The 26,768-nt window shown below is 63.5% G+C and carries 21 protein-coding genes; 18 read left to right on the top strand and 3 right to left on the bottom strand.

Going from position 1 to position 26,768, the window contains the following annotated elements:
* The first annotated feature begins 129 nt into the window (after positions 1-129).
* From AC0L18_RS24010 to AC0L18_RS24035, 6 genes are all read left to right on the top strand, one after another.
* The gene (locus tag AC0L18_RS24010) at positions 130-387 is read left to right on the top strand and encodes a hypothetical protein (protein ID WP_473494447.1); all 258 of its coding nucleotides are present in this window, start codon (positions 130-132) and stop codon (positions 385-387) included.
* Complete coding sequence (locus AC0L18_RS24015; RefSeq protein ID WP_473494448.1) at positions 381-3,557, top strand: efflux RND transporter permease subunit; 3,177 nt, start codon at positions 381-383, stop codon at positions 3,555-3,557. The genes AC0L18_RS24010 and AC0L18_RS24015 overlap by 7 nt, the downstream gene beginning before the upstream one ends.
* A gap of 15 nt (positions 3,558-3,572) precedes the next feature.
* Positions 3,573-4,742 carry an efflux RND transporter periplasmic adaptor subunit gene (locus AC0L18_RS24020; protein WP_473494449.1) on the top strand — a complete coding sequence of 390 codons (1,170 nt, stop codon included), beginning with the start codon at positions 3,573-3,575 and terminating at the stop codon, positions 4,740-4,742.
* Positions 4,743-5,002: 260 nt separating this feature from the next.
* The gene (locus tag AC0L18_RS24025; protein WP_473494450.1) at positions 5,003-6,109 is read left to right on the top strand and encodes a mandelate racemase/muconate lactonizing enzyme family protein; all 1,107 of its coding nucleotides are present in this window, start codon (positions 5,003-5,005) and stop codon (positions 6,107-6,109) included.
* Between the two features lie 339 nt (positions 6,110-6,448).
* Positions 6,449-7,771: an NAD(P)H-dependent oxidoreductase gene (locus AC0L18_RS24030; RefSeq protein ID WP_128167747.1), complete on the top strand. Its 1,323-nt coding sequence runs from the start codon at positions 6,449-6,451 to the stop codon at positions 7,769-7,771.
* A gap of 19 nt (positions 7,772-7,790) precedes the next feature.
* Positions 7,791-9,347 (top strand): xylulokinase, encoded by a 1,557-nt coding sequence (locus AC0L18_RS24035; protein WP_473494451.1) that lies wholly within the window; start codon positions 7,791-7,793, stop codon positions 9,345-9,347.
* On the opposite strand, the gene AC0L18_RS24040 is transcribed toward AC0L18_RS24035, so the two are convergent.
* Positions 9,344-10,306 (bottom strand): sugar-binding transcriptional regulator, encoded by a 963-nt coding sequence (locus tag AC0L18_RS24040; RefSeq protein ID WP_473494452.1) that lies wholly within the window; start codon positions 10,304-10,306, stop codon positions 9,344-9,346. The two genes, AC0L18_RS24035 and AC0L18_RS24040, sit on opposite strands and share 4 nt — an antisense overlap.
* A 432-nt stretch (positions 10,307-10,738) precedes the next feature.
* Between AC0L18_RS24040 and AC0L18_RS24045 the strand changes: the two genes are divergently transcribed.
* The 8 genes from AC0L18_RS24045 (at position 10,739) to AC0L18_RS24080 (ending at position 20,853) form a co-directional block, all read left to right on the top strand.
* Positions 10,739-11,749 carry an ABC transporter permease gene (locus AC0L18_RS24045; protein WP_236387908.1) on the top strand — a complete coding sequence of 337 codons (1,011 nt, stop codon included), beginning with the start codon at positions 10,739-10,741 and terminating at the stop codon, positions 11,747-11,749.
* 131 nt (positions 11,750-11,880) lie between these two features.
* A complete protein-coding gene (locus AC0L18_RS24050; protein ID WP_473494453.1) occupies positions 11,881-12,819 on the top strand; it encodes a substrate-binding domain-containing protein in 939 nt (312 codons plus the stop codon).
* A gap of 49 nt (positions 12,820-12,868) precedes the next feature.
* A complete protein-coding gene (locus AC0L18_RS24055) occupies positions 12,869-14,377 on the top strand; it encodes a sugar ABC transporter ATP-binding protein (RefSeq protein ID WP_287213756.1) in 1,509 nt (502 codons plus the stop codon).
* Positions 14,378-14,511: 134 nt separating this feature from the next.
* Positions 14,512-15,276 carry an SDR family oxidoreductase gene (locus AC0L18_RS24060; protein ID WP_473494454.1) on the top strand — a complete coding sequence of 255 codons (765 nt, stop codon included), beginning with the start codon at positions 14,512-14,514 and terminating at the stop codon, positions 15,274-15,276.
* 8 nt (positions 15,277-15,284) lie between these two features.
* Complete coding sequence (locus AC0L18_RS24065) at positions 15,285-16,070, top strand: SDR family oxidoreductase (protein WP_473494455.1); 786 nt, start codon at positions 15,285-15,287, stop codon at positions 16,068-16,070.
* Positions 16,071-16,735: 665 nt separating this feature from the next.
* Positions 16,736-17,713: an ABC transporter substrate-binding protein gene (locus AC0L18_RS24070; RefSeq protein ID WP_473494456.1), complete on the top strand. Its 978-nt coding sequence runs from the start codon at positions 16,736-16,738 to the stop codon at positions 17,711-17,713.
* A 75-nt stretch (positions 17,714-17,788) separates the two neighbouring features.
* A complete protein-coding gene (locus AC0L18_RS24075) occupies positions 17,789-18,874 on the top strand; it encodes a quaternary amine ABC transporter ATP-binding protein (protein ID WP_473494457.1) in 1,086 nt (361 codons plus the stop codon).
* Positions 18,871-20,853 (top strand): ABC transporter permease, encoded by a 1,983-nt coding sequence (locus tag AC0L18_RS24080; RefSeq protein ID WP_473494458.1) that lies wholly within the window; start codon positions 18,871-18,873, stop codon positions 20,851-20,853. The genes AC0L18_RS24075 and AC0L18_RS24080 overlap by 4 nt, the downstream gene beginning before the upstream one ends.
* Before the next feature lie 351 nt (positions 20,854-21,204).
* Here the strand turns inward: AC0L18_RS24080 and AC0L18_RS24085 are convergent, their stop codons facing one another.
* Complete coding sequence (locus AC0L18_RS24085; RefSeq protein WP_473494459.1) at positions 21,205-21,399, bottom strand: hypothetical protein; 195 nt, start codon at positions 21,397-21,399, stop codon at positions 21,205-21,207.
* Between the two features lie 235 nt (positions 21,400-21,634).
* Between AC0L18_RS24085 and AC0L18_RS24090 the strand changes: the two genes are divergently transcribed.
* From AC0L18_RS24090 to AC0L18_RS24100, 3 genes are all read left to right on the top strand, one after another.
* A complete protein-coding gene (locus AC0L18_RS24090) occupies positions 21,635-21,844 on the top strand; it encodes a winged helix-turn-helix domain-containing protein (RefSeq protein ID WP_473494460.1) in 210 nt (69 codons plus the stop codon).
* A 123-nt stretch (positions 21,845-21,967) separates the two neighbouring features.
* Complete coding sequence (locus AC0L18_RS24095) at positions 21,968-22,870, top strand: dienelactone hydrolase family protein (protein ID WP_473494461.1); 903 nt, start codon at positions 21,968-21,970, stop codon at positions 22,868-22,870.
* A gap of 308 nt (positions 22,871-23,178) precedes the next feature.
* Positions 23,179-24,204 carry a serine hydrolase domain-containing protein gene (locus AC0L18_RS24100; protein ID WP_473494462.1) on the top strand — a complete coding sequence of 342 codons (1,026 nt, stop codon included), beginning with the start codon at positions 23,179-23,181 and terminating at the stop codon, positions 24,202-24,204.
* 35 nt (positions 24,205-24,239) lie between these two features.
* Here the strand turns inward: AC0L18_RS24100 and AC0L18_RS24105 are convergent, their stop codons facing one another.
* Positions 24,240-25,598: an NAD(P)-binding domain-containing protein gene (locus AC0L18_RS24105; RefSeq protein WP_473494463.1), complete on the bottom strand. Its 1,359-nt coding sequence runs from the start codon at positions 25,596-25,598 to the stop codon at positions 24,240-24,242.
* A 251-nt stretch (positions 25,599-25,849) separates the two neighbouring features.
* On the opposite strand from AC0L18_RS24105, the gene AC0L18_RS24110 reads away from it, so the two are divergent.
* The gene (locus AC0L18_RS24110) at positions 25,850-26,560 is read left to right on the top strand and encodes a helix-turn-helix domain-containing protein (protein WP_473494464.1); all 711 of its coding nucleotides are present in this window, start codon (positions 25,850-25,852) and stop codon (positions 26,558-26,560) included.
* Positions 26,561-26,768 lie beyond the last annotated feature (208 nt).

A 26,768-nucleotide genomic window follows, 5' to 3' on the forward strand; every position in this document is an offset into this window, starting at 1 on the left:
CCTGTGAACAGCCTCCGCCAAATCGGCCCAGGCATGAAACTGCGCCCAGGCGACTTTGGCCGCGAAAAGGAAGACCACCCGATCTGCGGCGGCGTACGCCACAGATCCCCAAAGCCAGGAGCCGCTACGATGTCGCAGCGCAAAGATTTGACGATCGACGAAGTTGTGACGGATCCGATGATCCGGATGCTGATGCAGGCCGACCGTGTCGACCCGCGCTCTTTCGAGACGATGCTGCGCACCCTTGCGGATGCGCAAGGCCGCAGCCGCAAGGCGCCGCCTCGTTTCCTGGAAGATTCCGGGCAAAGCCGCAGCCGGCGGCTGTCAAGGGTGGCCAAGGCCTTTGGCCAGGCAAGAGCATCGGGCGAGGCGTGCGTGTCATGGTAAATTTCTTCATCCACCGTCCGATCTTCGCATCGTCGATCGCCACCATCATGGTGCTCGCCGGGACGATCTGCTATTTCCTGCTGCCTGTCTCGCAGTTTCCCGATATCACGCCGCCTCAGGTCGTGGTCAGCGCCAACTATCCTGGCGCCAGTGCGCAAGTCGTGGCCGACACCGTCACGACGCCGCTCGAACAGCAGATCAACGGCGTTCAAGGCATGACCTACATGTCGTCGTCGAGCTCCAATGACGGCTCCTCGACGATCACCGTCACCTTCGAGGTCGGCTATCCACTGAGCACCGCCGCCGTCGATGTCCAGAACCGCGTCTCACAGGCGGCGTCCTCGCTGCCGGCCATCGTCAACCAGGGCGGCGTGACGATTAAGAAGCAGAATCCGAACTTCGTCCTGATCGTCAACCTCACCTCGCCCGACGGCTCTGTCGATCCGGTCGCGCTCAGCAACCTCGCCTACCTGCAAGTGGTCGACCCGCTGAAGCGCCTGCCCGGCGTCGGCGACGTGCAGATCTTCGGCGAGCGGCGCTATTCGATGCGCGTATGGCTCGATCCCGACAAGCTCGCCAATCTCGGCATCACCGCCGTCGATGTCCAAAACGCCATCGCCGAGCAGAATGTCCAGGTTGCGGCCGGCAAGATCGGGCAGTCGCCGGCGCCGGCCGGCACCGCTTTCGAAATGCAGGTCAATGCCGTCGGCCGACTCAGCGACCCCAAGGAATTCGGCGATATCATCGTGCGCGCCGATGCCGCGAACGGTTCACTGGTGCGGTTGCGCGACGTCGCGCGCATCGAACTCGGCGCCCTGCAATATTCGTCGTCGGCGTTCTTCGGCGAGGACCCGACCGTGGTGCTCGCGGTCTACCAGATGCCGGGCTCGAACGCCCTCGATCTGCAGCAGCGCGTCAAAGACAAGATGCAGGAACTGTCGGCCCGCTTCCCGAAGGGCGTCAGCTACGCCATGCATTACGATACGACACGTTTCGTTTCGGCCTCGATGCACGACGTGCTGGTCACGCTCGGCGAGGCGCTGGTCCTGGTTGTCGCGGTGGTGTTCATCTTCCTGCAGAGCTGGCGCACCACGATCATCCCGACGATCGCGATTCCCGTGTCGCTGGTCGCCACGCTCGTCGTCATGTACATGTTCGGCTTCTCGCTGAACATGCTCAGCCTGCTCGGCATGGTGCTGGCGATCGGCCTCGTCGTCGATGACGCGATCGTCGTCGTCGAGAATGTCGAACGCCAGTTGGAGGCCGGCCTCAAACCGCTGGCTGCGACGCGCGCGGCGATGGCCGAGGTGACCGGCCCGATCATCGCCACAACCGCCGTGCTGATGGCCGTGTTCGTGCCTGTCGCCTTCATACCCGGCGTTTCCGGCCGGCTCTACAACCAGTTTGCCCTGACGGTGGCGATCTCCTTCGGCATCTCCGCCTTCGTCTCGTTGACGCTCACCCCGGCGCTCAGCGCCGCTTTCCTGCGCCACCGCCCGGCAACGCAATTCGTGCTGTTCCGCTGGTTCAACACGGGCTTCGATCGGCTGTCGCATGCCTATGCCAATGGTGTGCGCTTCCTCATCCGCCTGCGCTGGATCATGCTCGGCATATTCGCGGCTGGGCTTGTCGCGACCTATTTCGTCTGGCAGCGCCTGCCCTCGACCTTCCTTCCGGTCGAGGACCAGGGCTATTTCTTCGTGGTCATCCAGTTGCCGGACGGCGCGTCCCTGGAGCGCACCGACGCGGTGGCCCGCAAAGCGCGCGACATCCTGCAGAATACGCCTGGTGTCGATATCGTCGGCTCGATCAGCGGCTTGAACTTCCTCACCAGTGCCGCCCAGTCGAACTCGGCGGTGGAATTCGCCATCCTGAAGCCATGGGACCAACGCGGCCCTGACCAGAGCGCCTCGAAGCTCGTCGCCGACGTGCGCTCGAAGCTCATGGAACTTCCTGAAGCGTTCGCGCTGAGCTTCGACCCGCCTTCGATTCCGGGCATCGGCACGACCGGCGGCTTTGAATTCCAGGTGGAGGACCTGACCGGTCGCGGCAGCGCTGCGCTCAACGACGCGACGCAGGCCGTGCTGGCCGAAGCGCGCAAGCAGCCCGAACTCAACCCGCAGCAATTGTTCTCGTCGTTCTCGACCTCGACGCCGCAGTTCAACTACGACCTCGATCGCAACAAGGCGAAGCTGCTCGGCCTCAGCCTGCCCGACGTGTTCAACACACTGCAGATCTATCTCGGCTCGCTCTATGTGAACGACTTCAACCTGTTCGGCCGCACCTTCCGGGTGACGATCCAGGCCGACAAGGATGCGCGTGCGGGTGCGGCCGACATTTCGCGGCTCTATGTCCGCAATGCCTCCGGCGGCATGGTGCCGTTGAGCACGCTCGGCAAGCTGGTGCCTATCGTCGGCCCGGAAACCGTCCCGCACTACAACAACAATGCGTCGGCCCTGATCAATGGCGGTGCCGCACCCGGCTTCTCCTCGGGCCAGGCGGTCGCTGCGATGGAGCGTGCCGCCGCCACGGCGCTGCCGAAGGATTTCGGCTATGAATGGACGGGCATCACCTATCAGGAGCTCAAGGCCGGATCGATCGCCTCGATCGTCTTTGGTCTCGCCATGGTCTTCGTCTTCCTGATCCTTGCCGCCCAATATGAGAGCTGGGCCATGCCCTTCATGGTCCTGCTCGCGGTGCCGCTTGCCCTGTTCGGCGCCTTTGTCGCCTTGCTTATGCGCGGCATGCAGATCGACGTCTATTCGCAGATCGGTTTCGTCATGCTGATCGGGCTGGCGGCGAAGAACGCCATTCTGATCGTGGAGTTTGCCCGGCGCCGGCGCGAGGAAGGTCTCAGCATCGTCGACGCCGCAATGGAAGCGGCGCGCCTGCGGCTGCGGCCCATCCTGATGACCGCCTTCGCGTTCATCCTCGGTGTGCTGCCGCTGATGTTCTCGACAGGTGCCGGTGCAGCCAGCCGCCAGTCGATCGGCACCACCGTCTTTGGCGGCATGGTCGCAGCGACGATCCTGTCGCTGGTGTTCGTGCCGGTCTTCTACGCGGTGATCGAGCAGCTGCGCGAGCGCGGCAGCAAGAGCGAGCCTGTCGCCGAACCGACTGAACCAACTGCCGAACCCGCTTTCGAGCGATTGGCCGAAGCGGCCGAATAGAATTGGAGAATGATCATGCGTAAATGGAAAATTGCGTTGGGAGCGGCTGTTGCCGTGGGGGCGGTCTCGATGGCCAGCGTCCACTTGCTCGACATGGGTAATTTCGGCCTCAACGCCGGCACGGCAGGGGCGGCAACGCCTGAGCCCGCGGCGCCCGAGCCCGCGGCTTTTGTCATGCCGGTGCCAGTGGTGAGCGTCGTCAAGAAGACGATCCCGATCTATCTCGACTATGCCGCTCGCACCGAGCCGATCCGCAGCATCACGCTGCAGGCGCGCGTGCCGGGGTATCTGCAGGAGCAGGTCGCGCCAGACGGCGACGATGTCAAGAAGGGCGACCTTCTCTACAAGATCGCTCCAGAGGATTTCCAGGCTGCCCTTGAACAGGCGAAGGCTCAGGTCCAGCGCGACGAGGCAACGCTCGACTATGCACGATCCAACCTTGGTCGCGGCACCGAACTGGCCAAGAGCGGATACATCGCCAAGGATGCGTTCGACCAGCGCACCAGCAGCTTGCGCGAGGCCCAGGCATCACTCGCCGTCAACCAGGCGGCTGTGCGGACCGCCGAGCTCAATCTGAGCTATTCGGAAATCAAGGCGCCGTTCGCCGGGCGCGTCGGCCGCAACCAGGCCTCGGTCGGAACGCTGGTCAGCGTCGCCGGCACAGTGCTCAACACGCTGGTGCAGCTCGACCCGATCTATGTCACCTTCAATCCGAGCGAAACGGATCTGGCACAGATCGAGGAAGCCCGCGCGACGGGACCCATCGATGTCGACGTCCTGCTTCCCGGCGATACGGAACCGCGCCAGAGAGGTCAGCTCACCTTCATCGACAACACGGTCGATCGATCGACCGGCACCATCACCGCACGCGCGACGATCGGCAATGCCAAGTTCACGCTGCTGCCGGGCCAATATGTTCGTGTCAGGCTGCATATCAAGCAGCAGCCAGATGCACTGATGGTGCCGCAGACGGCATTGGGATCGAGCCAGCTCGGCAAGTATCTCTACGTCGTCGGCAAGGGCAATACTGTCGACCAGCGCATTGTTTCGCTGGGGCCGACCAACGGCGACCTGGTGGCGATCTCGAGCGGCGTAGCGGAAGGCGACCAGGTGATAACAGGCAATCTGCAGAAGATCGGCCCGGGAATGCCTGTCTCGCCGCTGCCACAGAAACCTGCCAACTGATACCCCCCCATCAGGCCCGGTCCAGCGGCGCCCCCGGCTATGCCGAGGGCGCCGTTTTGCTGAGCAGTTCGACAAGGCCGGCGACATCGGCACAGCTTCGAAGAACTGCTTGCCTATGCGCGCTGCCTCGAACAGTGTGCTTCAGAGGCGTCAAGGCCGATCGCGCCAGCCTGACGCGCAACCGGCCTGACGGCAGTTGAGCCCAGCGGACGATGCAGGTTGGCGGCTTCGTCAGGGCGTCACAGCGACGGACAGAAAAATTGCGGATCAAAACCATCAAGGCCTACCATGTCGTGCAGCCCTTTGTGGACGGGCCCTACCGCATGTCCAAGGGGCGTGTCGCCGCCGCGTTCGATGCGGTGATCGTCGCAATCACCTCCGACAGCGGGCTGACCGGCTGGGGCGAGATGGCGCCGCTCGGCAATTTCTACTCGCCGGCATTCTCGGCCGGCACTCGCGCCGGCGTCATCGAAATTGCGCCGCATCTGCTCGGCCACGATCCTCGCGCCTTGGTCAGTATCGGCAGGCTGATGGACACTGTGTTCAAGGGCCACCCCTACATCAAGTCGGCGCTCGACATGGCCTGCTCGGATCTCGCGTCACGCGCCGCCGAGGTGCCGCTGGTGACGCTGCTCGGCGGGCGCGAGAGCGAGACGGCGGAACTCTACAAGGTCGTCACCCATGGCACCGTCGACGCGATGGCCGCACTGGCCAAGCGCATCGTCAAGGACGGGTTTCACCGGCTGCAGGTCAAGGTCGGCGGCAACGTCCATGACGACATCGAGCGCGTCACCGCGGTCGCCGCTTCAGTGCCGAGGGGCACCGTCATCTTCTGCGACGCCAATGCCGGCTGGACGCCCTATCAGGCGCGCCAGTTCGCCGACGCGACGCGCGCCATCGACTACACGTTCGAGCAGCCCTGCACCACGATCGACGAATGCATGTCGGTGCGCCGCTCGCTCGACAAGCCGATGGTGCTCGATGAATCCGTCACCTCGCTGGACGACATGCTCGACATCCACCGCAAGGGGGCGGCTGACGGGCTGACGCTGAAAATCTCGCGGCTCGGCGGCGTGACCAGGACGCGCCAGATCCGCGACCTTGCCGTCGACCTGGGCTTCATGATCACCGTCGAGGACACCGGCGGCGCCGAGATCGACACATCAGCCATGGCGCATCTGTCGCTGTCGACGCCGGAGGAGCGCCGGCTGCACGCCATTGCCTTCCACGAATGGGTGACGGTGCGCACCGCATCGAACAAGCCGCCGGTTTCGGGAAGCCGCATGGGCATCCCGGACGGGCCTGGCCTCGGCATCGACGTTGTTCCCGACCTGCTTGGCGCGCCCTTCTTCGAGGTCGGCAGCTGACTGTTATGCTGGCATGTGCCGACTGAGCATGCCGGCCAGCGCGCGACTCCGTCGCGGCGATAGGCGCAGCGGCAGCTGAGCGGTCGTGAAACAGTTTTTTCGTCGCACCCGCTTGCTTGCGAGCAGAGATGTCACGGTCGTCGCCGCCTGCATCCCAAGAGATCACCGCCTTCTGCGCCGCGCTGCCAAGCCGCAAGCCAAGGCTTACACAAATTAAATCACAGAATGTTTGCGGGGACGGCTGCCGAATTGCCGGTTGAAATATTTTTCATTTGGAAATAGGAATGTTCAAAATGATGGCTTCGACGCTGCGGCGCGTCAGGAACTGGAGGAAGCGACATGGCCCATCCGCAATTTGCAGCGGAACTTTTGCAGCGCGCTGAACAGCAGGGACCGATCACCATCGGGCTTGCCGGCGCCGGGCAGATGGGCACCGACATCGTCGTCCAGGTCGCGCTGATGCCGGGCATGCGGATCGGCGCCATTTCCGAGGTCAGGCCGCAGGCGGCGATCGATGCGGCGCTGCTCGCCGGCCACGACCGCTCGGATATCGTGCAGGCCGGCAATGCGGCGGCGATCGACCGCGCCATCGAGGCCGGCAAGATCGCGGTGACCGAAGATTTGCATGCGTTGGCTGCGGCCGGCCGCATCGACGTCATCATCGACGCGACAGGAAATCCCAACATCGGCACGCTGTTCGCGCTTGAAGTGATGAAGAACGGCAAGCATATCGTCATGCTCAACGTCGAGGCCGACATCACCATCGGCCGCTTCCTCAAGGAGGAGGCGCGCAAGGCCGGCGTCGTCTATACCGGTGCGGCCGGCGACGAGCCGGCCTGCACGCTGGAGATCATCGGCTTTGCCAGGAGCCTCGGCTTCAACATCATCGCCGCCGGCAAGGGCAAGAACAATCCGCTGAAGATCGATGCCATGCCGGCCGACTACGAGAAGGAGGCGGCCGAGCGCAACATGAATGCGCGCATGCTGGTCGAGTTCGTCGACGGCTCGAAGACGGCGATCGAGATGGTGGCGATCGCCAACGCCACCGGCCTGGTGCCCGACGTGCCGGGCATGCACGGCCCGACCGCGACGCTGGAGGAACTCGCCGGCGTGCTTTGCCCGCGCGAGGATGGCGGCGTGCTGCACCGCAAGGGCGTCGTCGACTATTCGATCGGCAAGGGCGTGGCGCCCGGCGTGTTCTGCATCATCGAGACCAGGCATCCGCGCGTGCTGGAGCGCATGATCGACCTCAAGGTCGGCAAGGGCCCGTATTTCACGATCTTCCGCCCCTATCATCTGACCAGCCTGGAAGTGCCGCTGTCGGCGGCGCGCGCCGTGGTCTACAAGCGCGCCGACATGGAGCCGCTCGACCATCCGGTCGCCGAGGCGGTGGCGGTTGCCAAGAGCGAGCTTGCCCCTGGCCAGTCGCTCGGCATGATCGGCGAGAACGACTATCGCGGCTTCGCCATGACCTGGGAGGACGCGCGCGCCCGCGGCGCCCTGCCGCTCGGCCTCGCCGAACGCGCCAAGGTGGTCAAGCCGGTCAAGACAGGCGATTTCCTCACCTATGAAAATTGTGTACCCGACGATTCGATGGTGATAACCCAGATCCGCCGTCGTCTCGACCAGTCGGACGGACGGTTCGTTACGAACGCCGCCTGATCCGCTGGATTCCCGCCTGATGGACGATGTCGTAATCGGGATCGACGCCTCGACCACGGCCGTGAAAGCGATTGCCTTCACGCGCGACGGCAAGGAGCTGTTCCAGGCGCGCGAAGCCTATCCGCTTTCAAATCCCAGGCCCGGCCATTTCGAGCAAGATGCCGAACATTGGTGGACGGCGCTGCTCGGCGCCTTGAAGCAGGTCGCTGAGGCGGTTGGCGCTGCCCGGGTGGCGGCGATCGCCATCGCCCACCAGCGCGAAACATTCACGCTGATCGATCATGCCGGCAAGCCGCTTATTCCGGCGATCCTGTGGCTGGACGAGCGGGCGCGCCCGCAAGTCATCAGGCTTTCGGCGGAGCTCGGCCGCGAGACGATCCGCGACTGGAGCGGCAAACCGCCGGACCCGACGCCCGCGCTCTATGCGATCGCCTGGCTTGCCGAGCACCAGCCGCAAACGCTTGATGACGCAGCCGCACTCGTCGACGTGCATGGCTTCTTCGTCCACCGGCTGACCGGACGTCTGGTCACCAGCACGGCAAGTGCGGATCCGCTCGGGCTGCTCGACGTCAAGAATGGCACTTGGCACCCTCAGCTCGTCGAGGCCGCGGGGCTGCGGCCGGACCAGTTGCCGCGACTGGTCGCGCCCGGCGCGATCTGCGGCGGGCTTGGCGAAAGCGTGGCCCGGCTGATCGGGTTGAAGGCCGGCACGGCTGTTGTCGCCGGCGCCGGCGACGGCCAGGCGATGGGCCTCGGCATGGGCGTCTATGGCGAAGGCAAAAACTATCTTTCGCTCGGCTCGGGCATCGTCAGCGGCTGTTATTCCCATGGGATCACGACGTCGGACGCGTTTCGAACGCTGGTCTCGCCGACCGGCTCGGGCTTCATGCTGGAGACCGTGCTGCGCTCCGGCATGCAACTGGTCGACTGGATCGTTCGCACCACCGGCTCGCCGTCGGCTGCGGCCCTGGAGAAGGCAGCGGTCGACGTTGCCGCCGGCAGCGAGGGCCTGCTCGTCTTGCCGTATTGGGCCGGTGTCATGAGCCCCTATTGGGACGGCGCGGCGCGCGGCGCCATTGTCGGCCTGTCGCTCGACCATGAGCCGAAGCACCTTTTTCGAGCGGTTCTGGAAGGCATCGCCTTCGAGCAGGCCATCGCCAGCGAGGCAATGGAAACTCAAGCAGCGGAAACTCGGGCGGCGGAAACCCAAGCGGCGCAAACGCAGGCGGCGAAAACGCTGGCCGGCGGCAAACCGGCGGCGATGATCGCCGCCGGCGGCGGCACCAACTGCGCCCTGCTGATGCGGATCATGGCAAGCGTGCTCGAGCGGCCGCTGTCCGTCTCGCCAGTCAACGAAGCCGCAGCGCTCGGCGCCGCCATGCTGGCGGCTTCCGCCATCGGATGGTTTGCCTCGCCTGAAACGGCGGCTGAGGCGATGGCCGCGCCGCCGACCAGGCATGTCGACCCCGTCGACGGGCTGGTTTCCGGTTACCGTGCGCGCAAGGCAATCTACCGCGACCTCTATCAGGCGACGCGCGAGACCCATGTGCGGCTCGGTGAAGTCGGGCAGGTTTAGCGGTTGAGCAGGCCCTTGGCGGCGTCCTCGTCGGTGATCAGAACCGATATCCTGGTGTTGGCAAGCGCCGCCCGCATGATGGCGATTTTTTCCTGCCCTCCCGAGACCAGGATGATGGCCGGGATGTCCGACAGGTCCTGCAGCGGATAAGCGCAGACCCGGCGGTTGACCTCATGGTCGACGAGCCGGCCGTCGGCGTCGATGAAATGGCATAAAATATCGCCAACTGCGCCGGCCGCCTGAAGCTCTTCGAGTTCGCTGGGCTTGATGAAGCCGTAATTGGCGATCGGGCTGTCAGTGGAAAACGATCCGACGCTCAGCACGGCGATGTTTGCCCGGCGCGCGCGGAAGACGACGTCCTGAACGCTGCGCTGGCTCATGAAGGCTTCGCGCTGCTCCGGCCTGTCGGCATAGACCGGCACCGGCAGCAGAAAGCACTCGGCGCCGATCTTTTCGGCGAATTCCCAGGCGCTTTCGGTCGGGTTGAGCGGCTGGGCATGGGTGAGGCCGCCCAGCATGGAAACCACCGTCGTCCTGGCGATCGGCCGCCGCGGCAATTCATTGATGGCGAACTTCAGCGTGCGCCCCCAGCCCAGCGCGATAACATCGCCGGCATTCACATTGTCAGCCAGATAGGCGCCCGCGGCATGGCCGATCATCAGCGGCGCGTTGCTTCGGTCGGCGGCCGACGGCACCACAACCGCCTGGCTGAGCCCAAAACGCTGTTTTAGAGCCTCCTCCAGCACCAGGCATTCGACGACGCTGTCACGGATGCGGAACTGGACGACGCCCTCCTCACGCGCGGCCGACAGGATGCGATGCACCTTGATGCGGCCGATGCCGAGGATCTCCGAAATCCTCTCCTGCGTCAGGCCCTCGACATAATAGTGCCACGCGGCACGGGCCTTCAGTTCGGCATCCGGGAAGCGCGAGGCCTTCTCATTGTCTGTCATCGCCATCTTTTTGCCCTCCCGCGGTCGTCCGAATCCTTAAATGCCATTCAAATGGCGTTATCCGACCAAGCGACGCGAAATTATTCTGCGTGCCCGGGATTCGAGATTCAGGACATCGACAGGATACCTCTACAACGTGAGTGAAAGCCAAAATGGTCAACATTTACTTCGTCTTGGCCGTCCTGCCCTGCTCAAGCAGCCGACATGATTCCGCAGGATGAGAGCGGACCTGAAACGCGGCATTCCATGCCCTTTCGTAAGGCAAACCGGCTGGCGGCGCAAACCGGCGTGGAATGATGCGGCGGGCCTTGACAATTTTCCGACGAACAGTTTAGCTGAACAAAATTGCATATCAAAGATAAATTGTTCACAGGGAGGTGCCTGGTGAACAAGAGTGAGCCGACGACGCATCGCCGGAGCGCTGATGGAGGAGACAAAATGGCTGTGAGCAACGGTGCAAGCGAGTTGAAGGCCGGCCCAAATGCACAGGCCGCGGCGGGCGCGAAGCTTTCGGCGCTGTTCGCCGGAACCATGGGACCGCTAATCGGGCTGGTGCTGCTGTGCCTTGCGCTGTCGCTGACCACCGACACGTTTCTGACTGTCCGCAACATCCTCAACGTGCTCGACCAGGTCACGGTGCTCGGCATCATGGCTATCGGCATGACGCTGGTCATCCTGATCGGTGGCATCGACCTGTCCGTCGGTTCCGTGCTGGCGCTCGCCGCCATGGTGATGGGCTTCGTCGCCCATCCCGACCACCTCAATCTCGGCATGCCTGCCGGCATCGTCACAGCGCTTGTCGTTGCTGGGCTTTGCGGGCTGGTTTCAGGCCTGCTCGTGACCGTCACCAAGCTGCCACCCTTCATCGCCACGCTGGCGATGATGTCGGTGGCGCGCGGTCTTGCCAACATGATCACCGACGGCTCGCAGATCATCGGCTTCCCCGACTGGTTCACCAGCCTGTCGATCATCCGCCATTTCGGCTTCCTGTCGGTCACCGTCGGCCTGATGATCGTGCTGGCCATCATCTTCGCGATCTTCCTCAACTATCGCGCGACCGGTCGCAGCCTCTACGCGATCGGCGGCAGCGCCGAGGTCGCCAGGCTGTCCGGCATACCGGTCAAGTCGCTGACCAACTGGGTCTATGCCGTCTGCGGCGTTCTGGCCGGGCTCGCCGGCATCGTGCTTGCGGCACGGCTTGATTCCGTCCAGCCGAGTTCCGGCTTCGGCTACGAACTGGACACGATAGCGGCGGTGGTGATCGGCGGCGCCAGCCTGTCGGGCGGCGTCGGCTCGATCGGCGGCACCGCCATCGGCGTGCTCATCATCGGCGTGTTGCGCAACGGGCTGAACCTGCTCGGCGTGTCGCCCTTCATCCAGCAGGTGGTGATCGGCGTCGTGATCGCGCTGGCGGTGGCCACGGATACATGGCGGCGCAGAGCCCAATGAAGAGTGGGCGCAAGGAGATTCACCCGGATGTCCGGGCGAAAACGGATCGGTGATCCGAAATTGGGAGTTGTTCGGCCAAGGGGCGCCGTGATGCGCCGGCGGGACAGATTGAACATCAACGGAGGAAACACATGCTGACCAAACGTTCATTGCTGCTTGCTGCAGCAGCCGTCATTCCGCTGCTCGGACTGTCCGATATGGCCTCGGCCAAGGAAGCCAAGAAGCTTGGCCTTGCCGTCGCCAACCTGCAGGCCGATTTCTTCAACCAGATCAAGCAGTCCGTCGAGGCCTATGGCAAGGAAAAGGGCATCGAGATCGTCACCGTCGACGCCAAGGGCGATTCGGCGACCCAGGTCAGCCAGGTGCAGGACCTGATCACGCAAAACATCGATGCGCTGATCTATATCCCGGCCGGCGCCACCGCCGCCACCGTGCCGACCAAGACGGCCAAGGCTGCCGGCATCCCGGTCATCAATGTCGACCGCAACGCCGAGGGCGCCCCCGGCGACACCTTCATCGCCACCAACAGCGTCGCATCGGCCAAGGCGGTGTGCGACTACATCGCCAAGCAGGCCGGTGGCAAGGGCGAGCTGATCATCATCCATGGCCAGAAAGGCACGACGCCCGAGGTCGACCGGTCGAAGGGCTGCGGCGAAGCGTTGAGCGCCTATCCCGACATCAAGGTGGTCGGCGAGCTGTGGAGCGAAGGCTGGCACCAGGACGAGGGCTTCAAGCTGACGCAGGACCTGCTGCAGTCGCATCCCGACGTGTCGATCGTCATCGGCCAGGCAGATGCGCTGGCGCTCGGTGCGGCGCAGGCGGTCAAGGTCGCCAATCCCGGCCACAAGGTCTGGATCGCCGGTTTTGACGGCGACGTGGCGGCGCTCAAGGCACTGAAAGGCGGCGTCTTCGACGTGACTGCGACACAGCAGACGCAAGGCATGGGCCGGCTTGCCGTCGATGCGGCGATCAAGCTGGTGGCCGGCGAAACCGTTCCCGCAGAACAGCTGCAGGATGCGACGCTGACCACCAAGGACAATGTCGACCAGTTCATCGCCAAGCATCCTTAATATCAGGCATCCCTGATCCCAAAGAGTCCGGCAGTTGATGAGCGGAACGATGTCCCTGGATCCCAGCCATACGCAGACCCCGCATCTGGGGCTCTTCGTCAGCGGCCTCTGCAAGAGCTACGGGCCGGTGCAGGTCCTGGCCGATGCGAGCTTCGAGGTGCGGCCGGGAGAGGTCGTGGCGCTGCTTGGAGAAAATGGCGCCGGCAAGTCCACCGTTTCGAACATCATCGCCGGGTCGACCAAACCCGATGCCGGCAGCATCACATGGCGGGGGAAGCCGTATTCCCCCGCTTCTCCCGCCGCGGCCATCGACGCCGGCGTCGGCATGATCCACCAGGAACTGAAGCTGCTGCCGGACCTGTCGGTCGCCGAGAACGTCTATGTCGGGCGCCTGCTGATGCGCGGCGGCCGCATCGATCGCGCGGCCATGAATGCGCGGGCATCGGCCCAACTGAAGCGGCTCGGCCTCGATGTCTCGCCGGAACGCAAGGTGGGCACGCTGCGCATCGCCGCCCAGCAACAGGTCGAGATCGCCAAGGCGCTGACGCTCAATGCCGAGCTTCTGATCTTCGACGAACCGACAGCGGCACTTGGCAGCGAGGAAACGGAGCTGTTGTTCAAGCAGATCCGCAAGCTCAAGGCGGAAGGCATGTCCTTCATCTATATCAGCCACCGGCTGGACGAGGTTGCTGAGATAGCCGACCGCGTCGTGGTCATGCGCGACGGGCGCATTGTCGCCCGCCACGAGCGCGCCGACGTTCCGGTGCGCGCGATAGTCGAGCAGATGGTCGGCCGCAGCGTCGAGCGGATGTTCCCGCCGCTGTCGGAGCCGGGCAGCGAGGCGTTGCTCGAGGTCGACAACCTGTCCTCGCCGGAACGCAGCTTTCAGAATGTCAGCTTCTCGGTAAGGGCCGGCGAGATCCTTGGCATCGCCGGGCTGATCGGCGCCGGCCGCACCGAACTGGTGCGCGCGATTGCCGGCGCCGATCCGATTTCATCGGGTTCGGTGCGCGTTGCCGGCAAACCGGTGCACCTCACTGGCCCGGCGGCGGCGATCAAGGCCGGCGTCGTGCTGGTGCCGGAAGACCGCAAGGCGCAAGGCGTGGTGCTCGACCAGACCATCGGCGAGAATCTGGCGATCGGCAATTTCGACCATGTCGCGCCGAATGGCTGGGTGTTTCCCAAGGCGGTGCAGAAATTCGCCGAGGCCGGCATTGGCCGGCTCGGCGTCAAGGGCCGGCCTAACCAGGCGATCAGCAAGCTTTCCGGCGGCAATCAGCAGAAGGTGATCATCGCCAAATGGATTTCACGGCCGCCCAAGGTGTTCATCCTGGACGAGCCGACACGCGGCATCGACGTCGGTGCTCGCGCCGCGATCTACGATGTCATCGCCGAACTCGCCCGCTCCGGCATGGCGGTGGTGGTGGTGAGCTCCGACCTCGAGGAAGTGCTCGGCCTGTCGCATCGCGTGCTGGTGCTGAGCCGTGGCCGCCAGCGTGGCATTCTCGACCGCAGCGAAGCGAGCAACGTCGCCGTCATGGAGCTCGCCACAAGCTGAGGGCGGCATAAAGGATCGGAATAGAGCGCAGCAGGTGGTATCCTCCCAGGCACCGGACCGCGCGGGGCGCCAGTCAGGACTGGCGCCCCTTCCTTCCCAGGGCAGCACCGGCGGCTCAACAGGAAAACATTTCGATGAAATTATTCGATCTTCATGGCGACGTTGCCCTCGTCACCGGCGCCGGCAGCGGCATCGGCCAAGCAATCGCCATCGGCCTGGCCGAGGCCGGCGCCGATATCGCCTGTTTCGGCCATGCCTCGAAGGGCGGGCTGGACGAGACCGCGCACAGGATCTCGGGGCTCGGCCGCAAGGCATTGGTGCTGACCGGCACAGTGGCCTCAGAGGCCGATTTGGCAGCGGCGACCGAACGCACGGAGAAGGAACTCGGCGCGCTGACCATCGCCGTCAACAATGCCGGCGTCGCCGGGGCCGAGCCGGCCGAGACGCTGTCGCTGGAGACATGGCAGAAGCTCTACGACGTCAATGTCAGCGGCGTGTTCCTGTCCTGCCAGGCCGAAGCGCGCGTAATGCTGACGCGGCGCAAGGGCTCGATCATCAACATCGCCTCGATGTCGGGCTCGATCGTCAACCGCGGCCTGACCCAGGCGCACTATAATTCGTCGAAGGCCGCCGTCATCCACATGTCGAGGAGTCTCGCCATGGAATGGGCCGATCGCGGCCTGCGCGTCAACGTCGTCAGCCCCGGCTACACGCTGACGCCGATGAACAAGCGGCCGGAGGTCGCCGACCAGGTCACGATCTTCGAGCGCGACACGCCGATGGGGCGGATGGCGGCGCCGGAAGAGATGGTCGGCCCGACCGTGTTCCTGGCCAGCCGCGCCTCGAGTTTCGTCACCGGCATCGACCTGATCGTCGATGGCGGCTTCGTCTGCTGGTAGGAGAGAACATGCAGAAACGGTTCGAGGGAAAGACGGCGGTCATCACGGGCGCCAGCGGCGGCATTGGCGCGGCCATGGCCAGGCGCTTCGCGGCTGAGGGTGCTGCTGTGGTCGTCAGCGCCATCGACCCGCGCGTCGACGAGATCGCCGCCGGACTGAAGGCGGAGGGCGCCAAGGTCGCATCGCTGCGCATGGACGTGACCAGGAAGGACGAGGTCGCCGCCCTCTACGATCTGGCCGAACAGCAGTTCGGCCGCGTCGACATCTCCGTGCAGAATGCCGGCGTCATCACCATCGCCAGGATCGAGGCGATGACCGAGGCCGAATGGGACAAGGTGATGGCGGTCAACACCAAGGGCGTGTTCCTGTGCTGCCAGGAGGCGATCGCGCGCATCCGCAAGCATGGCGACGGCGGCCGGCTGATCAACACCGCATCCGGCCAGGCGCGCCAGGGCTTCATCTACACACCGCACTATGCCGCCTCGAAATTCGGCGTCGTCGGCATCACCCAGAGCCTCGCCAAGGAAGTGGCCAAGGAGAAGATCACCGTCAACGCGATCTGCCCCGGCATCATCGATACCGACATGTGGGCCTACAACGACGCCGCATGGGGCAGACTGATGGGCGACTACAAGCCCGGCGAGCTGATGGCCGAATGGGTGAAGAACATCCCGATGGGCCGCGCCGGCAGCGGCGAGGATGTTTCCGGCCTGGTCAGCTTCCTGGCCAGCAGCGACGCCGCCTACATCACCGGCCAGACGATCAATGTCGATGGCGGCCTGATCATGTCGTGAGGCGCCACCGCTTCTTGCCTTCTCCCCTTGGGGGAGAAGGTGGATCGGCGCGCAGCGCCGAGACGGATGAGGGGTGTTGGCCGGAGTGCTGTTAGTGCCAAGCTGGAGCACCCCTGCCATGAAAGTAACTTCAAACTCTGTTTCATTTCAATCGGATAGCGGCTTGGGCCAAGGGCTCGATTTTTAAAGCCGATATACCAGAGAAAGCGGCCCACGCACCTTTCATCTACGATGGCGCCCGGCGCCGGGCGATGTGTCTCATCCGACCTCGCTTCGCGAGGCCACCTTCTCCCACAAGGGGAGAAGGAAGAGGCGCATTAGTCGTTGCGCGACATGAATGTTGGTATATATAATTTCATCTCATGAAAATGGCTTCGGCGACTGCCGAGAGCCGACAGCATGGGACCTTGATGGCTCGCAAGCTTGAGGGCGCCGCAAGAGCGGCGATCGATCCGCGGATCACTGCTTCGGCAGCACGGCAGCCATGACGCGGTCGCACGACCTCTTCATCGAATTGGGCATCATTCCCGTCTGCGCCTACTTCAGCGCCGACAGCAATTTGCTGCCAATGGACTTGCGCAACGACCAGCTTTTCCAACACAATCAAAAAGACGCAAGAAGGGAACGAACGATAACTTCCACCAGAGCTTGACAGGAGCACAGGCATGTCACTTCGGAGTTTGATTTCGAGATTGTCAATGGGAGCCTTAACACTTGCCGCGGCAAGTGCACTGACGCCTTCGGCCCAAGCGGCGGCGCCAGAATCGAACGACCCTATCAAGATCGCGCTGTTCGACTGGACCAGCGTCAATCTGAACGCAAAGATCCTCGGCGGCATTCTTGAAAAGCTGGGATACACGGTCGAGTATCCGACCGCCGATTATCTCTCCAGCCTGACCACCGGCCTTACCAATGGCGATCTGGCTGTCGCCATGGAATTCTGGGACACGACGGCCGGCGAAGCCATGAAGGCCTCGGATGCAACCGGGCAGACCGAACGCCTCGGCCCGCTCGGGCCCAAGGCCAAGGAGGAATGGTGGTATCCCGAATACATGAAGGAAAAATGCCCGGGCCTGCCGAACTGGGAGGCGCTGAAGGACCCGAAATGCGCCGAGGCCTTCTCGACCGCCGAAACGGCGCCGAACGGCCGCTATCTCGGCGGCCCGGTGACATGGGAAGGTTTTGACGACGAGCGTGCCGCGGCGCTGAAGCTGCCCTTCACCGTCATCCATGCCGGCACCGACGCGGCGATGTTCGCCGAGCTGGATTCGGCCTATCAGCGCAAGGCGCCGATCATGCTGTGGGTCTATTCGCCGCATTGGGCACCGGCCAAATACAAGGGCGAATGGGTCGAATTCCCCGACTATACGCCGGAATGCTACACCGATCCGAAATGGGGTGTGAACCCCGAGGCAAAGTATGACTGCGGCAAGCCGCATGGCGAGATCTGGAAATATTCCTGGGCCGGCATGAAGGACAAATGGCCGGTCGCCTACAAGGTCGCGAAGAACTACACGATCGACACCGACGAGCTCAACAAGATGAGCGGCCAGATCGATCTTGAAGGCAAGACGCCGGAAGACGTCGCCGCCGCCTGGATCGCCGCCCACGAAGCCGACTGGGAGGCCTGGGCGGCCGAGTGATAGTTCCAACTGGAAACTGCGAGACCCGGTCATTCATGGCCGGGTCTCTATCCCATATTCCAGAAGGACGACTGCATGGCCGATACGACTGAACAGGTGCCGCAAACGGCAGGCACGCCGAAGGATGCCCGCCCGATAAAACTTGCCTGCCGCAACGTCTGGAAGCTGTTCGGCGCGAACGCGGCCAATTTCATCCGCCAGCGCGACGGCAAGGCCAGCATGGCGGAGGTCGCCGCGGCCGGGCTGGTCGGCGCGGTGCGCGCCGTCGACCTCGAAATCCGCCAGGGCGAAATCTTCATCATCATGGGGCTTTCGGGGTCGGGCAAGTCGACGCTGGTGCGCTGCATGTCGCGGCTGGTCGAGCCGACGCATGGCAAGGTCGAGTTCGAGGGCAAGGATCTCCTCAAAATCTCCAATGCCGCGCTGATCGAGCTGCGGCGCCACCGCATGGGCATGGTGTTCCAGAATTTCGCCCTGCTGCCGCATCTGAATGTGCTGGAGAACATCGCCTTTCCACTGGGCATCCAAGGGCAGGACCGGCCGACGCGCGAGAAGCGCGCGCGCGAAGTGATCGAGCTTGTCGGCCTGCGCGGCCGCGAGCATTTCTATCCGCGTGAGCTTTCCGGTGGCCAGCAGCAGCGTGTCGGCATCGCCCGCAGCCTCGCCACCAAGCCGGAAATCTGGTTTCTCGACGAGCCGTTTTCGGCGCTCGATCCGCTGATCCGCCGCGAGATGCAGGACGAATTGATGCGGCTGCAGACCATGCTGCACAAGACCATCGTCTTCATCACCCATGATTTCGACGAGGCCATCCGGCTGGCCGACCGCATCGCCATCATGAAGGACGGCGAGGTCATCCAGATCGGCACCCCGGAACAGCTGGTGGTCAACCCGGCGACCGACTATGTCGCCGAGTTCACCCGCGACGTCGACCGCGCCAAGGTGATCTCGGCGCGAAGCCTGATGCGCGCCTGCGCCGGCGCCGAGCATGGCGGCGTGGTCGCGCCGGATGCCAAGATATCGAGTTTTTCGGCTGATATCGTTTCGGCCGGCAAGCCGTTCGCCGTCGTCAACGGCACCGGCAAGCCGATCGGCGAAGTCACGCCGCAAGCGGTGATCGATCTTCTGGCCGGCATCGAGCGTTCCGGGGCCAACGCATGACGGTGACGGCAAGCGCCAGCGAGGCGAGATCGCGGCCGGTTCAGCTCTGGCTGGTGGTCTGGGCCGGCGCCCTTGCCGCCGTGCTTGCCGTGTTCCTGCTGCAGGACAGGCTGCCCTGGGCGGTCAATTATCCGGTCGGCGCAATCATTCCGGTCGCTGATTGGGTCAGCGCGTTGATGAGCCTGATAAAGTCGAACTTTTCCTGGCTGACGCGCTCGATCACCGCGGCGCTCGGCGTGCCGCTCGATTTTGCGCTCGGTCTGCTCGCCAAGAATTTCAAGATCGGCCATGGCGCCGACATGCTCGTCCTGCCGCGTCTGTCCTGGGTCGGTGTCTGCATCGCCGCATTCCTGGCCGGACGTGCCGCCGGCGGCTGGAAGCTCGGCGCGCTGGTCGGCGGCTGTTTCCTCTACATCGCGCTGTTCGGCCAGTGGACCAGCGCCATGCTGACGCTCGGGCTGATCTCCATCGCCGTGCCGTTCTGCATCGTCACCGGATTGTTCGTCGGCATCTGGGCGTGGCGCAAGCCATGGGCGGAGCGGCTGCTGATCTCCCCTGCCCTCGACCTGATGCAGACCATCCCGACCTTCGCCTATCTGATCCCGATGCTTCTTCTGTTCGGCAACAGTCCGGTTTCGGCGATGATCGCGACGGCCATTTTCGCGACGCCGCCGATGGTGCGCGCGACGATGCTGGGGCTGTCGCGGGTGCCGTCCGAAATCGGCGATTTCAGCGAGATGGCCGGCTGCACGGCGCGCCAGAAACTGTGGCGCGTGCTGCTGCCTTCGGCGCGTCCGACATTGATGGTCGGTGTCAACCAGGTCATCATGCTGGCGCTCAACATGGTGATCATCGCTTCGATGATCGGCGCCGGCGGCCTCGGCTACGACGTGCTTCTGGCGCTCAGGGCGCTGAAGGTCGGCGAGGCGATGGAAGCCGGCCTTGCCATCGTGGCGCTGGCCATCGCCCTCGACCGGCTGAGCCAGGCGATCGCGCGCAATCATGCGAAGGGCCATGTCTACCAGGAGGTCAGCCCGAGCTTCTGGCGGCGCTACCCCAATCTGACGCTGGCCGTCGCCGTCCTTGCCGTCACGACACTGCTTGGTCTGTTCGTTCCGGCCTTCGCTGCGGTGCCGAAGGCGATCACCTTCACCACCGCGCCGCTGTGGAAGACAGCGGTGAGCTGGATCACGATCAACTTCTTCGACACGATCGAAGCGTTCCGGGTGGCGCTGATCCTCAATGTGCTGAACCCGGTGCGCGCCTTCTGCGAGGGCTTCCCGTGGCTGGGCGCGGTGTTCCTGCTTGGGCTTGCCGGCTACCAGCTCGGCGGCCTGCGCCTCGCCGCCCTGGTCGCGGCGCTGACCGTCTTCTGCGCGGTGACCGGCCTCTGGGAAAAGACCATGGCGACGGTCTACCTCTGCGGCATCTCGGCCTTCATCGCCTGCCTGATCGGCATTCCGATCGGGCTGATGGCATCGCGCAGCGACCGTGTCGAGAAGATCGTCACCCCTGTTATCGACACGCTGCAGGTGCTGCCGTCGTTCTGCTTCATCATCCCGGTGGTGATGCTATTCAGAGTCGGCGACGTGACGGCGATGATCGCGACCGTCGCCTTTGCCGTAGTGCCGGCCATCCGCTACACCAATCACGGTCTCAGGCAGGTGCCGCCGGCGCTGATCGAGGCGGCAAAGGTGTCAGGCTGCACCAGGCGCCAGACGTTCCTGCGCGTGCAGCTGCCGCTGGCGTTGCCTGAGATCATGCTCGGCGTCAACCAGACCATCCTGATGGCGCTGGCGATGATCATCATCTGCGCCATGGTCGGCACCCGCGATCTCGGCCAGGAGGTGTTCATCGCGCTGTCCAAGGCCGATTCCGGCCGCGGCATCGTCGCCGGACTGGCCATCGCCTTCATCGGCATCGTCGCCGACCGGCTGTTCAACGCCTGGACGGCGAAGGCACGCGCAAGGCTGGGGTAGCCGGAGATAGAGGGGGCGCGCGCCGCGAAACGTCGGCTTCCAGAAGCTGTCCTTGCCAAGCTGATCGCAAAAATGTCAGCTCTGGGGCCGATAGCGGACAGGCAGCTGCCAGTGTGAGATGTAAGTGAGCGGACATTCAGCTCGGGGCGGCTCGGATGCGAGACCTTCCGAAAGGCACCACTGAGGTTCAGAAGTGGCGCGACCAAGCCGGCTGAAAGATTCGACTCTGCCGTACAACCACGGAAGCGCTCTACGCCACGTCTGGTGCCAGTGGCGATGAGGAACGCCGCCCGGCGCGGTCGGCACCTCCGTCCGCATTGCCGCACTGAACGGATCCTCAAATCGCCTCCCCTAGTCTAGCTGCCTGGCGACGCCGCAATGCCAGCGCTTCACCTGCCAGGACGGATGTTGCTGATGCCAGCGGGCGATTTCCGACTGACCAGCGACTAGGCAAGTCATCAGCGACACGTCGCGGGCGTCGTAAGTCAGTTTTGTTTCCTTGCATTCACCCGTCGCAAGACAGGCGGCGATTACGAGTTCGATCATCATCTTCTCCATTCCTGAACAATGTTCGCCGGAACGGCCGGGGCGAAGAAGAGCGTGAACCCGATGGCGCCAGTCGTAACGAGATCGACACGATCGCCAGACGAAACCGGACGAAATCTTGCGATCGCTAACGGAAGACTTGGGCGATTGCCGAATGCTGGTTTTGGGGCAGACTTCGGTATAGATTGGCGACGGGAGAAAACCCTGGGGCGTCCGCTCGAGGGGGAAAGTTCCGATGCACAGCTCGGCACCGACGTTGCTTCGCCTGGACGGCCGCACGGTCGATCTCCAGTGCGGGTCGGTGACTGATCAAGCCGGGCATACGGTGACTTTGCGTCCACAAGCAGCTGAGGTTCTGAGGCTACTTGCCTTGAGGCCGGGCACGCTCGTCACCAAAGACGAGTTGATGCAGGCGGTGTGGGGCGACATCGCAGTGACCGACTAGCCTCGTCCAGTGCATAACCGAGATTCGCGCGAACTCGCCGACCTTGCCAAGGCAGGATTGCCGGAGAAATGAAAGGGTCGCAAGCGTCGGCGTGATCGCACCGGAAGTAAGGAAGGCCGAACAATGTCTTTTCCATTCTTAGCTGTTACCGCAATCGCGGTTGTGCTGGCGGCAAATGCTGCTGGATCCGATGATCAGTTCGATGAGTTTGCCCTGCCTTTTGACAGTCCGGATTTGACGCTTCCGGACCAGACGCGGGACCTTGCGGCCGGACGCGAAAGCATGATGTTCAAGCCTGTTGGCGCTGGCCCTTTTCCGGCGCTCGTCATCATGCCCACCTGCTATGGACATCTCTACACCTCGAACACGTTCGATTGGGCGCGGCGTGCCGTCGAGCACGGGTACGCGGCGCTCGTCATTGATCCGCTGGCTCCGCGCGGAGTCGACGACAACTGTGTCCGGCCCTTGGCCATCCCTGCTTCTCGGCTCCTGAAGGATGCGTTCGATGCTGCAAACCACCTCCGTCGGCAGCATTTCGTCGATCCCGCTCGGGTCGCTCTGATGGGTTTTTCGCAAGGTGCGATGACAGGACTCGCCGCCGCGGGATCGAGCCGGTCGCGACCGGATGGAAACGAGCCATTTCGCGCTATCGTGTCGGTTTACCCGGTTTGTCTCTTCGCGAACTTCCCGATGCCGGGATTGTTGCATCCCGTCGACATGCACTTCATTCCGGAAAAGATCGTCGTGCCGTTGCTGGTTGAAATAGGCAACCAGGACACGCAGGGTGGACCGCCGATGAACGGTTGCAAGACGCTACTCGAAGAACGGAAGGCGCAGGGGGATCCGGTCGAACACATCGTCTACCATGCGACACATGTTTGGGATCATCGGGAGTTGGGCAGCGCGGGGGAGCGCATGCGCGGCGTCTATGGCCAGGAGATCGTGTATCAATACAGCGCAGAGGTGACCGAACAGTCGGCGAAGGACGCGTTTGCCTTCCTCGACAAGCAAATCAAGGAGCCATGACGGCATTCTCTCATTCAACGAAGATCGGCAACTACGGCTGGCAATTGGATAACACCGCGTAGATCGCGTCGTCAGCCCAAGCGCCCTTAAACCAATCAGACTGGCGGAAATGGGCCTCTTTCACGAAGCGGCGCGGCAATTTGGCGCGCTCTCCATGACCGGACTGAATTTTGCGGTAATGTTTGTCTAATCTCGCACCGACGCGAGCACGAAGTCTTCGAAAACATCCATCGATACCCCATCTAGGCAGGCGTCTTTGCCCGCCGCCCCACCTTCGTCTTGCCCAAAATGCATCCCAAGCTGGCTTCATGCTGAAGCGCCCCACCGTGATTCTCGGCTTTCTCCTCATCCTTTCCGTCGCTGCTCACGCTGCCGATGGCCTGGAGCAGCGGCTTGGAAAGCTCCTTGACGAGGCCGAACGCCTGACGCCGCTGCGCACGGTTGCCATCGCGCATGAGGGCGCGGTGGTGGCGGAGCGCGGCTATCGCGGCCACTCTCCGGCACGTCCGGCCAACATAAAATCCGCCTCCAAGTCGATTATCTCGGCGCTCGTCGGCATCGCCATCGACAAGGGCGTGCTGCAAGGCACTGACCAGAAGATCGCTCCGCTTCTTCAGGCCAACCTGCCAGCCGACGCGGATCCGCGTCTCCAGCAGGTTACGATCGGTCATCTGCTTTCCATGCAGGCCGGGCTGGGTCGGACCTCAGGCCCAAACTACGGGCGCTGGGTGGCAAGCGACAACTGGGTGCGGGCAGCGCTCGCCATGCCCTTCGACGACGAACCGGGCGGTACCATGCTCTATTCCACCGGCTCGACCCATCTCCTTTCGGCGATCCTGACGCGGCGGACCGGCCGCTCCACGCTGGAACTGGCGCGCGAATGGCTCGGGCCGCAGGAGGGCTTTTCCATCACCGCCTGGGACCGCGACCCGCAGGGCATCTATCTCGGCGGCAACCAGATGGCCATGAGCCCGCGCTCGCTGCTCGCCTTTGGCGAGCTCTATCGCAGCGGCGGGATGAGCAGCAGTGGACGGCAGCTTGTGCCGGCCGACTGGATCAAGCTCTCCTGGCAGCCACGTACCGCCTCGCGCTTCACCGGTGATGGTTATGGCTATGGTTGGTTCATCCGTCAGATCGCGGGCGAAGCGGTCTTCTACGGGTGGGGCTATGGCGGGCAGATGGTCTATGTCGTGCCGGGGCGCGCGTTGACCGTGGTCATGACTTCCGATGAAAACGGCCCCGCCGGCCGCAGCGGCCACCGCGACGATCTCCATGCCCTGCTCGGCCGGATCATCGAGGCAACGAAAGAGGTGCGCGAGGCGCGCAGCAACTGATGCATGTCGCGCAAAGCTGGGTGGCGAGGAAGCCGCTACTCCGCCGCGACGCCTTTCACCTCGAGATAGGATTCCATCGAATCGTCCATGGCCTGCAGCCAGGGCGTGTGGTGAAGCGGCGCCATCGTGCCGGTCATTAGCGAGCGGTAGGCGTGGTCGCGGAAACTCATGATGTCCTGCGCCTTGTGGTGCTCCCACTCCATGAAGGTCTGATTGACAGCCTCGACATCGAAGCCCGGATAATCGGTCTGCTCCATCAACTCCCTGGTGTAGTCGCCCTGGAACCAGATCATCTGCTCGGCGTCTTCCAGCGTTTCCTCGCGCGCCCGCCATTTCGCGCCATGGTCGGCCATCGCCTCGGCCGAAGGCAGCTTTATCCGGCCCATGATGACATCACGGGCGAACCAGGCCTGCGCGTCGAACATGTTGAAGGTGTAGAATTGGTCCTGCATGCCGATATAGGACAGCTGCGGGTTCTTCTCCCAGACGACGCCCTCAAAAAGCCCGTCCGGCCACATCCGGTTGGCGGTCTTGAGCTTCAGATCTTCGGTGAGGAACGGGAAGGAGTGGAGGTAGCCGGTGCACAGGATGATGGCGTCGACATCCCTGGTGCTGCCGTCCTTGAAATGCGCGGTCTTGCCGACGACCTTCTGCAGCAGCGGCACTTCCTGCCAGCTGTCAGGCCATTTGAAACCCATCGGCTTCGAGCGATAGCTGGAGGTGATCGACCTGGCGCCGTATTTGTAGCATTGCGAGCCGATATCCTCGGCCGAATAGGAGCGGCCGATGATCAGGATGTCTTTATCCCTGAATTCCATGGCGTCGCGGAAATCATGGCTGTGCAGGATGCGGCCGTTGAAGCTCGAAAAACCCTCGAAATAGGGGACGTTGGGCACGGAGAAATGCCCCGAGGCGACGACGACGTTGTCGAACTCTTCCGAATAGGTGACGTCGTTGCTGCGGTCATGCGCGGTAACGGTGAACTTTTTCGTCGCGTCGGAGAACGTCACCATGCGCACCGGGCTGTTGAAGCGCACCCATTGGCGCACGTCGGATTTTTCGACGCGGCCCTTGATGTAGTCCCACAGCACGGCGCGCGGTGGGTAGGAGCCGATCGGCCGGCCAAAGTGCTCCTCGAACGTGTAGTCGGCGAATTCGAGGCATTCCTTCGGACCGTTCGACCAGAGGTAGCGGTACATCGAGCCGTGCACCGGGTCGCCGTGCTCGTCGAGGCCGGTGCGCCAGGTGTAGTTCCACAGGCCGCCCCAGTCGGACTGCTTTTCGAAGCAGACGATATCCGGAATGTCCGCGCCGTTGTCGGCTGCCGACTTGAAGGCTCGAAGCTGGGCCATGCCGGACGGTCCGGCTCCGATGACGGCAACACGACTTTTCATTGCGGGCCTCCCGGTTTCATTTCCCTAACGAAACAAATTTCACTGACAGGACAGTAATTGCCCCTTCGAGGCTGTCAACAGGCCTTCTGCCGAAACCTCGATTCACCAATCGATTTCAGCAGACCCGCTGACGGGCGAAAAACCGGAGAGCACGCGTTCGACATAAAGTGGCTTGCTGTCGCAGTTGCGCTCTGTATCAGCAGCGAATATGTTCACCCTGAGTGAAATAAATCTGCAGACGGGGTGGCGACATGGCGAAGAAAGCTTCCAGTTTCAGGAATGGGGCCGCCGCCGCCAAGGCCAAGCCATCGCCGAAAAGCGTGGCATCGATCCGGACGCCACTGACCCAGGACCCGCACGCCGTCCGCGACACCCGCGAAAAGGTCCTCGAGGTCGCGATCGGCCGCGAGGTGCGGGCGTTTCGCAAGAAACTCGGCATCACTGTTGCCGATCTTGCCGCTGCCACCGACATTTCGCTTGGCATGCTGTCGAAGATCGAAAACGGCATCACCTCGCCGTCGCTGACCACCTTGCAGGCGCTGTCGCGGGCGCTCGGCGTTCCGGTCACCGCCTTCTTCCGCCGCTTTGAGGAAGAGCGCAGCGCCGTCTTCGTTAGGGCTGGCGAAGGGCTCGACGTCGAAAGGCGCGGCACGCGCGCCGGCCACCAGTACAATCTGCTCGGTCATATCGGCTCCAACACCAGCGGCGTCGTCGTCGAACCCTATCTGATCACGCTGACCGAGGATTCCGATGTGTTTCCGACTTTTCAGCACGAAGGCATGGAGTTCCTCTACATGCTCGAAGGCGAGGTCACCTACCGGCACGGCAGCAACCTCTACCCGATGAAGCCCGGCGACAGCCTGTTCTTCGACGCCGATGCGCCGCACGGGCCGGAGGTGCTTACCATTCTCCCGATGCGCTATCTCTCGATCATCTGCTATCCGCAGGGCAGCGCCGGTTGAGAGTCTGCGAAGGACTGCGCCTCATTCCAGCTTGGGTTCCTCGCCCTCACGAAGTGGGGGAGAGGTGGCTCGGCGAAGCCGAGACGGAGAGGGGGACTGCGCCCTACGAAGCCCCCTCTCCGGCCGATTCGCGATAGTGTCCTGAAGGTTCTGCAAAAAGCTCTGGAGAGAGAGCAGCCCTTACTCTGAGGCGAGGGGCGGCCATGGC

The organism is Mesorhizobium sp. WSM4819, from assembly GCF_055811215.1.